Source organism: Paenibacillus sp. J31R34, from assembly GCF_059383715.1.
Genome location: NZ_JBXENU010000002.1, coordinates 167,242 through 181,411, shown reverse-complemented (window position 1 = coordinate 181,411; position 14,170 = coordinate 167,242). Strand labels below are relative to the sequence as shown.

The 14,170-nt window shown below is 49.0% G+C and carries 11 protein-coding genes; 7 read left to right on the top strand and 4 right to left on the bottom strand.

The annotated features are described in order from the left end of the window. Window positions 1–25: 25 nt before the first annotated feature. The 5 genes from AC50YG_RS06335 to AC50YG_RS06315 all read left to right on the top strand — a co-directional run bounded on the left by AC50YG_RS06335 (window position 26) and on the right by AC50YG_RS06315 (window position 7,108). Window positions 26–1,819, top strand: a complete 1,794-nt coding sequence (locus AC50YG_RS06335; protein ID WP_494825533.1) for a sensor histidine kinase — start codon at window positions 26–28, stop codon at window positions 1,817–1,819. 25 nt (window positions 1,820–1,844) lie between these two features. Further along, window positions 1,845–3,419, top strand: a complete 1,575-nt coding sequence (locus tag AC50YG_RS06330) for a response regulator (protein WP_473758217.1) — start codon at window positions 1,845–1,847, stop codon at window positions 3,417–3,419. Between the two features lie 179 nt (window positions 3,420–3,598). Then, the gene (locus tag AC50YG_RS06325; protein WP_056042839.1) at window positions 3,599–4,519 is read left to right on the top strand and encodes an ABC transporter permease; all 921 of its coding nucleotides are present in this window, start codon (window positions 3,599–3,601) and stop codon (window positions 4,517–4,519) included. A gap of 15 nt (window positions 4,520–4,534) precedes the next feature. Beyond that, complete coding sequence (locus AC50YG_RS06320) at window positions 4,535–5,467, top strand: carbohydrate ABC transporter permease (RefSeq protein WP_341281308.1); 933 nt, start codon at window positions 4,535–4,537, stop codon at window positions 5,465–5,467. A gap of 69 nt (window positions 5,468–5,536) precedes the next feature. Then, a complete protein-coding gene (locus tag AC50YG_RS06315) occupies window positions 5,537–7,108 on the top strand; it encodes an ABC transporter substrate-binding protein (protein ID WP_473758219.1) in 1,572 nt (523 codons plus the stop codon). A 95-nt stretch (window positions 7,109–7,203) separates the two neighbouring features. Here the strand turns inward: AC50YG_RS06315 and AC50YG_RS06310 are convergent, their stop codons facing one another. The 4 genes from AC50YG_RS06310 to AC50YG_RS06295 form a co-directional block, all read right to left on the bottom strand. Next, window positions 7,204–8,316 (bottom strand): GerAB/ArcD/ProY family transporter, encoded by a 1,113-nt coding sequence (locus AC50YG_RS06310; protein ID WP_494825529.1) that lies wholly within the window; start codon window positions 8,314–8,316, stop codon window positions 7,204–7,206. 15 nt (window positions 8,317–8,331) lie between these two features. Further along, on the bottom strand, window positions 8,332–9,510 hold the full coding sequence (locus AC50YG_RS06305) for a Ger(x)C family spore germination protein (RefSeq protein ID WP_494825527.1): 1,179 nt from the start codon (window positions 9,508–9,510) through the stop codon (window positions 8,332–8,334). After that, entirely contained in the window at window positions 9,507–11,024 is a 1,518-nt protein-coding gene (locus AC50YG_RS06300) for a spore germination protein (protein ID WP_494825525.1), read from the bottom strand. Before AC50YG_RS06300 ends, AC50YG_RS06305 begins: the two co-directional genes overlap by 4 nt. 183 nt (window positions 11,025–11,207) lie before the next feature. Continuing rightward, a complete protein-coding gene (locus AC50YG_RS06295; RefSeq protein WP_341281313.1) occupies window positions 11,208–11,744 on the bottom strand; it encodes a helix-turn-helix domain-containing protein in 537 nt (178 codons plus the stop codon). Between the two features lie 193 nt (window positions 11,745–11,937). Here AC50YG_RS06295 and AC50YG_RS06290 point away from each other — a divergent pair, with 193 nt between their 5' ends. Both AC50YG_RS06290 and AC50YG_RS06285 read left to right on the top strand, forming a co-directional pair. Then, entirely contained in the window at window positions 11,938–12,798 is an 861-nt protein-coding gene (locus AC50YG_RS06290) for a VOC family protein (protein ID WP_494825523.1), read from the top strand. Between the two features lie 6 nt (window positions 12,799–12,804). After that, on the top strand, window positions 12,805–13,881 hold the full coding sequence (locus AC50YG_RS06285) for an LLM class flavin-dependent oxidoreductase (RefSeq protein WP_494825521.1): 1,077 nt from the start codon (window positions 12,805–12,807) through the stop codon (window positions 13,879–13,881). The last annotated feature ends 289 nt before the right edge of the window (window positions 13,882–14,170 follow it).

The following is a 14,170-nucleotide window of genomic DNA, read 5'->3' as shown; positions in this document are numbered from 1 at the left end:
TGCAGGATACGAAAGGAGACAACAGATGAAGAGCTTCCAGCTGAGCAAGCTGTATATACCATTTACGTATAAAATGATGATTCCATACATGGCGCTTGTGCTGCTGACGGATGTGCTGGTCGGCTATATCTCCTATACGATGCTCGTTCAGTCACGAACGGAGATGGCTGAGACGAATATTCGCACCGCGATGGAGCAGACGCGCAATAATATTGAATACCAAATGGATGAGATAGAACGTATATCGAGCACGCTTTTCAGCAGCTTAACGTTTCAGAATGCCCTGCAAAACACGGGAGAACCACTGGAGATTATGCTGAAAATGAAGGATGACATCATACCGCAGATGAGAGCGCCGCTCCAGCTGTATGGGAACAATATCCGGCTCGCGGTTTACACGGTAGACGAGAAAATGTACGAGGTGCTGGGCGATGATATGGACAAGCCTATTCAGCGTAGAGACTATTATGTGCTTTCGATGCATCATATCGAGAATACGGACTGGTTCAAGTCACTCCAAGCATCCAATCAGGATAATCTTTGGATACAGCTGGCTTCCGACCGCAAACTGGAAAACGTTTCGCATTTTCGCAAGCTGGTGTCCTCCAGCGGCATGGCTTCTGTTATCGGATATGTGCGCGTGACGGCTCGCTTTGATGAGCTGCTTGGCAACTTCGATACGTTCCCGATTGATCAAGGCATCAGCTTGCGACTTCTTAACACCCAATCAGGCGAGGTCATGTATACGCGCGGCATAACAAGCGATCAGTCTAATTCGGCCTCCTACCTGAGTGTAAAAGAGGACATACCCGGAACGCCATTTGTGATTGAAACGCTTGTGCCGCATGCCTATTTAAACAAGGATGCCAGCCGTATGCAAAAGGTTATTTTCGCCGTGTGCTTAATCAGCTTCCTGGTCATGGCGTTTATTGGCTATATTGTTGCCCGGTTGTCTGGAAAAAAAATGAAGCGAATTGTTATGCTGGTTCGCTCCTTCCAAGAAGGGAACTTTCATAAGCGGATTGGTTTTACCGGCAATGATGAATTTGTTCATATTGCCAATTCCTTCAACCAAATGGCGACGAGCATTCAAGAGCTGATTAAAAATGTCTACGTGCAGGGCATTCAGAAAAAGCAGGCGGAGCTTGATGTGCTGCAAGCGCAGATCAGCCCTCATTTTTTGTACAACACGCTCTCGACGATTGGCAGTCTGGCTAATTTGGGTGAGACGGACAAGGTGACGGCGATGGTTCAGGGGCTGTCGAAGTTTTACCGTTTAACGCTGAATGGCGGCAATGTGTACATTACGCTGGAGAAGGAGATTGAGCAGGTAAAAACGTATTTGGACATTCAACGGGTAAAATATGCCGATACGTTCGAGGTTTATTACGACATCGAGCCGGATATTTTGCAAACGCCGATTATTAAGCTTATTTTACAGCCATTTGTGGAAAATATATTTAAGCACGCTTGGTTTGGCAAAACGATAGCGATACGCATAACGGGCAGGCGGCTGGGCGACCGCATTGAGCTGAAAATTATTGATACCGGCATCGGGATGCGGCCGGATACGATCAAAAAAATGCTTTCGAATACATCCTTGCCTATGCCTGCTCCTGCGGGACAAACGGATAAAGTGGAAGACGCCAAATCGGATAAATATGGTCTGAAAAACGTCGAAGAGCGAATCAAGCTGCGCTACGGCACGGATTTTGGCATTCGAATCGGCAGTCATTATGGCGCGGGCACAACGGTGCAAATTATTCTTCCGGTCGAAAATGCCGAGATGAGGGAGGATGCAGAAGGGATTTGGCTATAGGCAGCTTAGAGGGGAGCGTGCGGGGATGGATATTAGTTTATTGCTCGTGGATGATGAGGCGATCGATTTGGAATGGCTCCGGCGACGGGTAGTCGGCAATGAGCGCCTGCAATTGCAGGATGTGTCCGTTGCCACTAGCGGGTTCGAGGCGCTGGAAATGATGGAGCAGAAGCGCATCGACCTGATTCTCTCGGATATTCGCATGCCGATTATGTCGGGGATGGAATTTGCCCGCAGGGCGAAGGCAATTAACCCGATGGCGCATCTTGTTTTTATAAGCGGCCATCAGGATTTCAGCTACGCGAGGGAAGCGATCCAGCTGAACGCCTCCGGGTATTTGCTTAAGCCGGTTGATGATACCGAGCTTCATGATATGCTGCTGGAGCTATGCAACAAAATCGAGCAGGAGCGGCAGCAAAACCAGTCGCTGACCGAGACGCTGACGCTGGTGCATCAGGAGCTGCTGCTGCGCTGGTTTAACGAGCCGACATCGGGGCGAGTAGAGCAGCATCTTCACAGCTTCCTTATGCCGCTGCTGCAGGGCGGAGCAGCTGTTGCCATTATTGAAATTGATGATATGGAGTGGAAGCTGGGCAAGATGGCAGCGGGTGAGCGACGTTCCTTAACAGCGGAGATGGCGTTGTTTATTCGTGACTTTGTTGACCGTCATCAAGTTGGAACGTTGCTGACCAGCTATGACTATCATTTTGTGCTGCTGGCGACGGTGCAGGAGGCGGAATGCAAAGCGCTGCTTGAAAAGCTGGTGCAAGCGTTTAACGAAGCTTTTCCCTATTCGATTACGATTGGCGCCGGCATGCATACAACGGTTATTGCCAAGCTGCATGACGCCTATCAGCAGGCACAGGCAGCTCTGAGCATCAAATGGATTGTCGGGAAAAACAGGCTCATTCACGATGCAGCATCCTGGTCGCCTAAAGAAGCGATGGCGTACAGCCTCGAAGAGACGGTAGACCGGATGCTGCGGGCGATGCTGGAATATGATCTGACGACGGTTGATGATTGCTTGCGGGAGCTGTTCAGCGGCGACCAGCCGCTAACCGGGAAAAACGACATCTACGACCTCATCATTCGTATTACGTCCAAGCTGCATGCGGATCTCCAACAAATGAACGAGCATTTATATGAAATTTTAAAATGGGACTCCCATCAGCCATTTGTCTTGTTCCAATTTGAGACGGTGCACGACATTCTCTCCTGGCTGAGAAGGCGGTTTTTCGAGCTGTCCGAGCTACTGTATTTGAAGAAGCAGCGGCAGAAGCGGAAGCTGATCGAAGAAATCGCACTGTATGTGGAGCAGCGGCTCGATCAGAAAATTACGCTCAATGAGGTGGCGGCCCACTTTGATTTTACGCCGAACTACTTGGGCCAGCTGTTCAAAGCCGAGACGAATACGCTGTTCAGTGATTTTCTAAGCGAGCTGCGTATGAAGCATGTGTGCAAGCTGCTGGAGGACCCGACCAAGAAGATATATGAAATTGCCGAGCTGGCTGGCTATAAAAATATTATTTATTTTAATCGCCAATTTAAGCAGCAGATTGGCATGTCGCCGGGGGAATATCGGAAAAAACATAATATTTAATCGTTTTTCTGTGTTTATCTCATGGTAATGGCCCGGGGTCCGACGGATTCCGGGTTATTTTTTAACCACCATTTTATGCAATCGTTGAATTAGTATAAGTTTTAGTTGTTCCCCTTAATTATGCGGACGCTCTGCTTTTCTTATAATGAAAGCAGACAAGAGAAGAGAGGGGAGCACAGATGAAGCGACACGGATTTATACAGGATGTCATCAAATATCGGGCTATTTTGCTCATGCTGCTGCCAGCCGTTTTGTTTTTTCTACTGTTTGCTTATATACCGATGGCGGGCATTATTATTGCTTTCAAGCATTATGATTATGCCGGCGGAATCTTCGGCAGCGCGTGGAATGGGCTGGACAACTTTCGGTTTTTCTTTGAATCGGGCGATGCCTGGCGCATAACAAGAAATACGGCGCTCTATAATATCGCTTTTATTGTAGTCAACAATGTGCTGCAAATTTTCACGGCGATTTTGCTGTTCGAGGTTGGGGGCAAATGGTTCCGCAAAATCGCTCAGTCGATTTTGTTCCTGCCTTACTTTATTTCTTGGGTTGTCGTGGGCGCGATTGCCTACAACCTGCTCAGCTTTGACATCGGAACGGTTAATTCCCTGCTGAGAAATATTGGGATGGAGCCGATTGATATTTATAATACGCCTGCCTATTGGCCGATTATTCTCGTACTGGTAGCGGCGTGGAAAACGCTCGGTTATGGTACGATCATGTATTTGGCGGCGATTACGAGCATTGATACCGAAATGTATGAGGCCGCGGAAATCGATGGCGCGAATATTTTTCAGCGTATCTTCAAGGTAACGATTCCTAATTTATATCCAACCGTCATTATATTGGTGCTGCTGGCAGTGGGCAATATTTTCAAAGGCGATTTTGGGATGTTTTACAATATGGTCGGCAATAATGGTGTGTTGTTCTCGTCTACTGATGTTATTGATACATTCGTATTCAGGTCGCTCATCACTTCGAATGACATTGGCATGTCGGCCGCAGCGGGGGTTTATCAATCGGTTCTCGGATTTACCACCATTATGCTGTTTAACTATGCCGTTCGCAAGTATGACAAAGATCGCGCCTTATTCTAGTGGGAGGTCATGAAAATGAGTGTATCTGATGCTAATATCGGCAGTAAAGCCGTCAAGTCTGTGAAAAGCGGTCAGCTCGACCGCCAACTTCTTGCCATTATCGGCTATACTTCCTTAACCGTACTGTCGGTTCTGTGTATACTGCCTTTTATTCTGATCGTATCCTCTTCGTTTACGGAGGAAAGCACAATTGTGCGTGAGGGTTATCAATTTTTCCCAACTGCCTTCTCTGTGGAGCCTTATAAAATCCTGTTCAAATATCCCGAACAAATGATTCGGGCGTATGGGGTAACCATCTCCGTTACCGTTATCGGTACAGCGATCGGTCTGTTCCTGACCGCTATGACCGCCTATTGCCTATCACGCAAAGATTTCAAATGGCGCAATTTTTTCTCCTTCTTCTTTTTCTTTACGACGCTGTTCAGCGGCGGGCTTGTGCCTTGGTACCTGCTCATCGTCAACTATCTCCATATGAAGGATACGGCGCTGGCGCTGATTGTGCCGCTGCTGCTGAACGTGTTTTATATCATCGTTATGAAATCGTTTATGAGCAACATTCCAGAAGCGATTGTTGAATCGGCCAAAATCGATGGCGCAGGCGATTTCCTCATTTTCATGAAACTTATTCTTCCGCTGTCCAAGCCTGCTCTCGCAACGATCGGTCTCTTCCTTGCCCTCGGCTATTGGAATGATTGGTATAATGCCCTGCTGTTCGTTGCGGACGACAAGCTGATGCCACTGCAATATTACTTGTACAAAATGTTGGGCAACATGGATGGTATGCGCAAGGCAATGATGGGCTCAGGCGCTGTCGTGACGACAAGCCTGCCGACAGAGGGCCTTAAGATGGCAATGACGGTTGTAGCCAGCGGTCCGATCCTGCTTGCCTATCCCTTCATCCAGAAGTACTTTGTAAAAGGCTTGACGATTGGCGCAGTGAAAGGATAATCCCAAGGGAACTTGGTTTATCAAGATAGATGGGCATATCAACAGTTACATTTAAGGGGGAAATTCAATATGCAAAAGAAGAAAAAAGTCGTTATACCGGCGGTAGCCTTAACTTTAGCCATGGTTCTTGGTGCATGCGGCAACGGTGGCAATACAGGAACAGAAGCAAGCACTGCACCAGCGTCAGGCACAAATTCTTCCGCAGCACAGTCGCAGACGAAGGACGGCGTAGATATTTCCAAAGAGGTTAAGCTGAAAATGGTGTTTGTCGGCCCGAAGCCGGTTGACTATGATGCCGTATTTGCAGAAATTAATAAAAAGCTCAAGGAAAAAATCAATGCGACTGTCGATGCCGAATTTCTAGATTGGTCCGATTGGGCGCAAAAATATCCGCTGAAGCTGGCGGCGAATGAAGATTTTGACCTTATCTATTCTGCGAACTGGGCGGGCTATAACGATCAGGCACTCAAAGGCGGCTTTCTGGAGCTGACCGACGATATGCTGTCCAAATATATGCCAGAAACGTGGAAAGCAATGGACAAGGTTGGCTGGGATCAGGCGAAAGTAAACGGCAAGCTGTACATGGTTCCGCAAAACAGAGGCGAATCGGTAGAGAAGCTGATTTTGTACCGGGAGGACCTGCGTAAAAAATACAACCTTCCTGCTATCGACAGCCCGGAAGCCTATGCTAACTATTTGAAAGCGGTCGCTCAAAATGAGAAAGGCGTTACGCCATTCACACCGGAAACCGGCGACTGGAAGCTGCATAATTTAGACCGCATTCTGCTCAAGCAGCAACATGACTGGAACATGCTCGATTTCGACCTGCCGATCGGCTTTAAGCTGACGGATGAAGCGGGCAAAGTGTTTAACGTCTATGAAACACAGGAATTCAAGGATTTGCTGTATTATTACAAAGACCTTGCTGACAATAATGCCTGGTCGAAAAACGTATTGAACAATAAAAATGACCATCAGCAGGATTTCAAAGAAGGCAAAACAGCATCTATTACGCATAATATGGGAACGCTCGGCTCACTTATGGCATTGATGCGCATGGAAAAATCGCCTTATGAGCTTGCGCTGGCGGACATTACGCCAAATACGAAAAAATCGAATGCCGTATCGACGCAAAACGGTGTTTCTATCCATGCAACCTCGGAAAATCCGGAGCGTGCGCTGATGTTCGTTGACCTGATGCAAAATGACAGAGAGCTTCATGACTTGGTGCAATACGGTATCCCAGGCGTACATTTCACAGCCGTTGGCGACGATAAATACGATACGACCGATAAAAGCGTGAACTTCACAGGCTTCTCCAGCTGGGGCTTCAATTCGCCGCTTAATCGTGACAACGCATCCTTCCCAGAGGAAGCGACTGCGCTCACGAAAGATTGGGAAGCGAAGGTTTACCACTACCCACTGGAAACCTTCGTTTTTGACAACAGCAAGGTGAAGACGGAAGTGGCGAATGTTGGCAATGTGATGCTCCGCTTTGCTATTCCGCTGGAGTATGGCGCTATCAAGGATGTAGATAAAGGCCTTGAGGATTTGAACAAGCAGGTGAAGGCGGCCGGTATTGATAAAATTCTAGCAGAAGTACAAAGCCAAATCGATGCTTTTCTAGCAGCGAAAAAATAATAGCAGCTAAGGCAATAAGCTGCCCGCAGTCCGAACATCTGGCAACAGGTGCTCCGGCTGCGGGCTTTTGCTTTTTCAGCACTGCGGCTGCCGGTTTAAAGCCTGTCAGGCTTGCTTTTCTTTTTATTTTTACTGCGAATCTTACCGACAATCCACAGCAGCAGCGGCAGAAAAATAAAATGGAAGGGCAAATTAATCGGTACAGCGACGAGCTTAGGATAAAGGATGGAGCTGTCAACAAAGTTGCGCGGCAGCATCGCGAGTACAAGCGCGACGGGGGCAGCGATAAAGATGAAAGTTCGCCAGCGCTTCACACCGAACCACTGGGCGCTGCCGTAAGAGGCAACGAACAAATACAGCGATACTTTAATGAAAATGCCCATAATCCAGATGGCGACGACGATGGCATCAAGATTTTGCAAAAAGCCGAAGGAAATGAAGCGAACCAAATTGAGAAACGGATAGGTCTGCCGAGCAGCTGTTGAGTAGCCGAAGATGGCGATGCACTCCATTGCGGAAAACAACGTAAATACTCCTGCTACTACGGAGCCGAGCACAGCGCTTTTTGTCCCCTCGCGCGGCTTCGAAAGGAAGGGGAGAATCATCATCAGCATAATGTTATCACCAAGAAAGGAAGCGGAAGGCAGCGCGCCCTTGAGCAGCACGAGCGGGCTGCCGTCGACCATAAACGGCAGTAAATGGTTTATTTTTATTTGCGAAATATTCAGCAGAAGCGGCACCATAATGCCAAGCAGCACTAAAGGGCCAAATACCTCGCTGCACCTTGCAAGCACCTCAATTCCAGCAAAGGAAACATAGGCTGCCACAAGGAGCATGCCAATAATCGGTACTAGGACGGGCGTGAGCGGCAAAATGGTGCCAATCATGAAATCGGCATACTGCCGTAAAATAATGGCAAGCACCGTATACCAATAAATGAAATACAACAAAATGATCGTGTGACCAAGGAACTTGCCCAATATTTTCGGCGCATAGGTGACTAGAGAATCGCCAGGATACATGATACTGATGCGTGACAGCACATAGGCAAGGCCCATGGAAAACAGCGTAGAGATGGCAATCGATAACCATGCATCCTGCTTGGCAACCGCAATGGAAGGATTGATGGTCAGCAAAATGGTCATGCCGATCTGCATCGTGGAAATCATCCAGAAAATTTGATTGCCGTTGATTTTCTCCTTAATCATTTGGCTTCCTCCTTCCTACTTGGATTCTTGGGTATTGAACATGCCCGGGCGCAAAATTTCTGCTTTAGCTTTTACAATTACCTTTATTTCTGGGAAAATCGCATCCCAATCCTTTTGATTTTGCTTCCATACACGTGGATAAGCGCGATGGAACGCTCCTGCAAAGTTGAAAATGTCCGCCTTATAGCTTTTTTTAGCTTTGGCAACAGCCAGGTTTATGCGCTCTTCAATATTGCGCTCTAGCTGGTCTTCGATTTTTTGAAGGCTTTCGCTGCTCTCGGTCAAATTGATGTCCGATGTATTTTGCAGCAGCTGATTTTTGCAGGAGACGTGAATCGTCATTTCCCATTTGCCGTCACGGAAGCGCGGCTTCATAGATGAGCGGTTGCGCAGCAGTTGAACAGAGACCGTACCGCTAGCGCCCTCGGGCTGGATCGTAATGATGGCATTGTCCATTGCATTAATAATCCACAAAATGCCGCGCGTCACCCGGTTGTCAGCGACACCTACCAGCTTGCCATTATGTAAAATGGCAGTCCCGTTTATGTAACCGATGCTGCGCGTAGGATCGTCTTTATTCGGCGGCGGCAGCAGCTCTACCCAAGGCAGCAAGGCGGTTTTGCTGTCATCCTCCAGCATTTCGGACAAATGAGCCATCGATGACGTGATGCTCGTCCTATTGTTCGCCATTTCGCGCAGCACCTCCGACGTATTCCGCTCCAAAATCGAATGACGCTCCAAAACTTTTTTTGCTTTTCCTTTGCTGACGAACACAAACGCCCGCTCACGCGGCTCTGAATCCCGCATCAGAAAGTCCATATCCTCCTTCACGCCTTGCTTGACCTTGTCCTCGCCAAAGATGAATACCTCGGCATGGCCCCAAAAGATTTTGCGAGAAAAGCGTTGTTGGAGTTGGGACAACGCATCAGCAATATTTTCACCATGAGCCGATTGAACGAAGGTGGTCCCGGTTCCGCCTGAAGCTTCGCCAGCAGCTTGTACTCCTTGCGGAGAGCCTTGGGGAATGAAAATTTGCACGCTCACCTCAATGAGCTTATCGTCCTTCTTATCGATCGCTACCCCAGTTACGAGCGCCAAATCATTAATTTCCTTGCGATCCCAGCATCCGCCGAGTACAAGACAAAGCAATAGAGCTAATAGTGAAAACAGAATTGAACGCAGCATCTGGATCATGAGGAAGCCTCACCTTCTCCTTGTTCGGGACGATTGTAAGGGGGCTGCCTTATTTCATTTTTACGTCCAGTAAAGCTTGGTCTTTTGCGGTTGCTCCAAATCGGAGCGCGCATGAATGTATCGAGCATTTCACTCCATTTCATTGGCGCAAGCGGCTGCAAGTAGGGCACTCCAAGCGAGCGGATGGAGCATAAATGGATAATGATGGCGATGACGCCAAGCATCAAGCCGAGCAGGCCAAACATGCCCGCCAGAAACATAATCGGGAAACGCAATACGCGTATGGCGATGCCAGCGCTGTATTGCGGCAGCAGGAACGACGCGATGCCTGTAATTGCCACGACCATGACCATTGGCGAGGAGACGAGTCCGGCAGAGGTCGCGGCTTGTCCAATAACGAGTGCGCCGACGATGCTGACGGCGGAGCCTACCTGCTTGGGCAGGCGAACGCCGGCTTCCCGCAGCGCCTCGAAGGAAACCTCCATCAGCAGCGCCTCAATCAGCGCGGGGAAGGGGATGTCTTCCCGAGACTTGGCAATGCTGAGCAGCAGCGAAGTTGGCACCATTTCCTGATGGAACGTCAGCACCGCGACATAAAGGGAGGGCAGCAGCAGCGAAATGAAGAGGAACAGAAAGCGCAGCCAGCGGATGAAGGTGCTGATCATAAAGCGCTGGTAGTAATCCTCTGGCGATTGCAGCATAGACATGAAGGTCGTCGGCGCAATCAGGCAAAAGGGCGTACCATCTACCATGATGCCTATCTTTCCCTCCAGCAGCGAGGCGCTGACCACATCAGGACGCTCGGTTACCTGAATTTGCGGGAAGGGCGAATACGGATGGTCCTCAATTAAGGCTTCGATATAGCCGCTTTCCAATACCCCATCAATGTCGATTTTCTCAATGCGTTGTCGGACTTCTTCAACAAGCGAATGATTGGCAATGCCATCAATATGGGCGATGACGACTTCCGTCTTTGTATAGCGCCCAACCTGTACAGAGCTCAGCTTTAGGGCAGCATCTTTAATTTTGCGCCGCAGCATGGAGGTGTTGACGCTCATCGTCTCGGTAAAGCCTTCGCGCGGACCGCGAATAATCGATTCTGCTGCCGGCTCCTCGATACCGCGCTGCTGCCAGCCGGATATATTAATGACGATGCCAAATGGCAGATGATTAACGAGCAGGGCAGCGCTACCGGTCGAAATATAATGAAGAAGCTCGTTAAAGGATGTGGCGATGGAAAGCTGGCTCGTCGATACGACGGAGCGGATATAGGCAAAATCAAGCTCAGACGCTTCGGTTCGGGTTTGCAGCAGCGGAGCAAGAACATGCAGGTCGATGAGCGTTTCGTTTACCATGCCATCGATAAACAAAAGAAAAGCCTCGGTTTTCCCAGCGATCGGAAAGGTCCGGCTTTTAATATCAACGGAATCATAATAAATCGTGTTGAGAATTTCGATATTGGCTGCTAGCTCGGTGCTGAAAGGCATCAGCCGGTTATCCATTATGTCAACCATCGTCATTCTCCTTGAATTATAAGAGTGGTTAAATCCGAATAAGTTAAGGATATATTTACCGACAGCGGCATTTTTTATTCTGCTGATTGAATAGGATGGGCAAAAAGGGGCTGCTGGCAGAAAGCCAAAAAAAGCAGCGCTCTCCTGAGAGAACGCTGCTTTGATCCGGATTAGCGTTATGGGCTAAACCAATTGTGTATCGTTATTAATGGAAATGAGCACAATGGCTTTATCCTCGCCAATATTTTTGGCATAGTGGGGCATGCAGGCTTTCCAGCTAAAGGAATCGCCTGCGTAGATGGTTGCCGATTCGTCTCCCTGCTCTACATAGATCGTGCCGGAGAGAAGGAAGTGAATTTCTTCCCCCGCATGGGCATGCTCCTCTGCCGTCGAGGCGCCGGGCTCAAGCTCGACCAGCATCATTTTGACGCTGCCGCGCTCGCTGAGCTGCTCGACCTTCATCTTCCCGCCGCCGTACAAAGTGTGCCGACGCTCATCCTTGCGCAAAATCTGCATCCGCTCATCCTTTTTGAGCAGCAGGAAGGCGAGCGGAACGTTCAGGGCTCCGGCAATATGATCGAGCGTAGATATGGATGGCGATGTTTTGTTATTTTCTACTTGGCTTAGGAACCCTTGTGATAGTCCGGTAAGCTCCGCAACCTGCTGGATAGAGAGTTGTTTCTTCTTGCGAATTGAGCGAATGGTATTGCCAATATCCATGAGTACCTCCTGAAACATTGGTTGCCTCTTAACCGTTGTCGTTAAGCTGTGGCGGTTGAGCCTGTGTATGTGGCATTAAGCTTCATCCATAGTAGCAAATGTTTTATTGACTTGCCAGCATTCACATGATAATATTTCTCATATAAAACATATATTCTTATAACAAATATATCAGATAAAGAGGCGATGGACAATGACTATTTCCATTCATCCAGCTGCACATATTGGATATGTGAAGCTTAAAGTAAGTAATATGGAGCGCTCGCTCCTTTTTTATAAAGCGGTTGTGGGCTTTAAGGAGCTTTCCCGAAGCGGGAACGAAGTGCAGCTGACGGCTGACGGCAAGCGTCCGCTGCTCATATTGCAGGAGCAGCAGGGTGCGGTTGTGCTGCCGGAGCGTGCTGCGGCGGGACTGTATCATTTTGCGATTTTATTGCCGAGCCGTGAAGCGCTGGGGCTTGCTTTGCGGAATTTGGCGAACCATAATGTGCCGGTTGGACAGGGCGACCATTTGGTTAGCGAAGCGCTCTATTTCAATGATCCAGACAACAATGGCATTGAAATTTACCGCGATCGCCCCCGCGAGCAATGGGAGAAGCTGGAGGGCGGCGGCTACAAGATGGCGACTGATCCCGTTGACATTCAGGGTCTGCTGGATGTTTCCGAAGGCAAGGTTTGGAATGGGCTGCCCGAAGGCACGGTTATTGGGCATGTGCATTTGCATGTGAGCCATTTGCCGCAAGCCCAGCAGTTTTATTGCGACACATTAGGCTTTGATCTTATTTTCAACATGGGCGGGTCCGCATTGTTCATCTCGGCGGGCGGCTATCATCATCACCTCGGCCTGAATACATGGGCAGGCGTAGGTGTACCAGTAGCTCCAGCGAATGCGGCAGGTCTGGACTACTACACGATTGTGCTTCCTAATCAAGCAGCGTTGGATGAAGTGCTGGCTAGACTGGGGCAAAAGCAAATACAATTCCGCAAGCAGGCAGATGGCTGGATGGTCACAGATCCTTCTGGCATTTCCAGTTTGCTGACGATTGGTGGATAAGCAGCGATGGAGAAGCGAATGGGGGAGCAGCAAACCGGAATTGAAATTGGCATTTATACATTAGGCGATATATTGCCTGATCCTCATACATTGGAAACGATAAGTGCGAAGCAGCGGATTCAGGACATTATTGCAGCGGCAAAGCTGGCGGATGAAGGAGGGCTCGACATTTTCGGCCTGGGCGAGCATCATCGCCATGATTTTGTCGTTTCGGCAACGCCAGTTATGCTGGCAGCTATTGCCCGGGAAACGAAGCGAATCAAGCTGACGAGTGCAACTACCGTGCTCAGTACGGTTGATCCGGTACGCTTATTTGAAGACTATGCGACGCTGGATTTATTATCTGATGGGCGTGCGGAAATTATTGCGGGACGCGGAGCATTCGTCGAATCGTTCCCGCTGTTTGGCTATGAATTGAGCGATTATGATGAGCTGTTTAGCGAAAATCTGGAGCTGTTCGGCGAGCTGAGCCGCCAGGATACAGTAACCTGGCAGGGCAAGCATCGCCCTGCCCTTCGGGCCGCTGCGATTGCTCCGCGTCCGATTCAGCCACAAATTCCGGTATGGGTTGGCGTTGGCGGTTCGCCGCAGAGCGCTGTGCGCGCAGGGGAAATTGGCCTCGGCATGATAATGGCGATTCTTGGCGGTTCACCAGACAGGTTCAAGCCGCTCGTCGATATTTATCGTGAAACGGGAGTGGCGTCGGGCTTCGATGCAGCGAGCTTGCAGGTTGGCGTCACTGGTCACGGCTATATCGCGAAGGATAGCCAGAAGGCTCGTGCAGAATATTTCCCCTATTACACGAATTATTGGTCGCATATGAACCGCCAGCGCGGCAGCGACTTCCGTATTACGCAGGAGGAGTTCGCCGAAATGACGGCGCCCGATCAGGCCTTGTTTGTCGGGAGTCCAGAGGAAATAGCTGAGAAAATAATTCGCCAGCATGAGCTGTTCGGGCATCAGCGTTTTCTTGCCCAGCTCGATATTGGCGGCATTCCTTATGCCAAAGTTGCCGAAAGCATCGAGCTATTAGCTGGGAAGGTCGCGCCTATCGTGCGTGCTGCGACAAAAGCGAAATCATGATTTAAAGCTGATCCTTGCCGAATTTGACGAAAGCTGGCGGATAACGACAATTCATTCATAGATTCATAGACAATCTGGCAGGCGCTGCTTTACGGCGTTTGCCAGATTTTTTGTCGTGCTCCAAAATATTTTCAATAATCAGACGGTTCTACAATTTTCTCGTAAATGATCCTTTACAATAGATTTTAGCGAGCTTAGAAATACATATTTATGGGTTAAAAGGTAATTTGTGATATTTGATAGAAAGGAGGCAAGGTGGCGGTTTTAGTAGAGGGCAATGAAAAATAGG

What these genes read in the sequence shown, in the direction of transcription:
- AC50YG_RS06325 (WP_056042839.1), top strand. Translation starts at nt 3,599, where the DNA reads ATGAAGCGACACGGATTTATACAGGATGTCATCAAATATCGGGCTATT.
- AC50YG_RS06295 (WP_341281313.1), bottom strand. Translation starts at nt 11,744, where the DNA reads ATGGATATTGGCAATACCATTCGCTCAATTCGCAAGAAGAAACAACTC.
- AC50YG_RS06335 (WP_494825533.1), top strand. Translation starts at nt 26, where the DNA reads ATGAAGAGCTTCCAGCTGAGCAAGCTGTATATACCATTTACGTATAAA.
- AC50YG_RS06285 (WP_494825521.1), top strand. Translation starts at nt 12,805, where the DNA reads ATGGAGAAGCGAATGGGGGAGCAGCAAACCGGAATTGAAATTGGCATT.
- AC50YG_RS06330 (WP_473758217.1), top strand. Translation starts at nt 1,845, where the DNA reads ATGGATATTAGTTTATTGCTCGTGGATGATGAGGCGATCGATTTGGAA.
- AC50YG_RS06310 (WP_494825529.1), bottom strand. Translation starts at nt 8,316, where the DNA reads ATGATTAAGGAGAAAATCAACGGCAATCAAATTTTCTGGATGATTTCC.
- AC50YG_RS06300 (WP_494825525.1), bottom strand. Translation starts at nt 11,024, where the DNA reads ATGGTTGACATAATGGATAACCGGCTGATGCCTTTCAGCACCGAGCTA.
- AC50YG_RS06290 (WP_494825523.1), top strand. Translation starts at nt 11,938, where the DNA reads ATGACTATTTCCATTCATCCAGCTGCACATATTGGATATGTGAAGCTT.
- AC50YG_RS06305 (WP_494825527.1), bottom strand. Translation starts at nt 9,510, where the DNA reads ATGATCCAGATGCTGCGTTCAATTCTGTTTTCACTATTAGCTCTATTG.
- AC50YG_RS06320 (WP_341281308.1), top strand. Translation starts at nt 4,535, where the DNA reads ATGAGTGTATCTGATGCTAATATCGGCAGTAAAGCCGTCAAGTCTGTG.
- AC50YG_RS06315 (WP_473758219.1), top strand. Translation starts at nt 5,537, where the DNA reads ATGCAAAAGAAGAAAAAAGTCGTTATACCGGCGGTAGCCTTAACTTTA.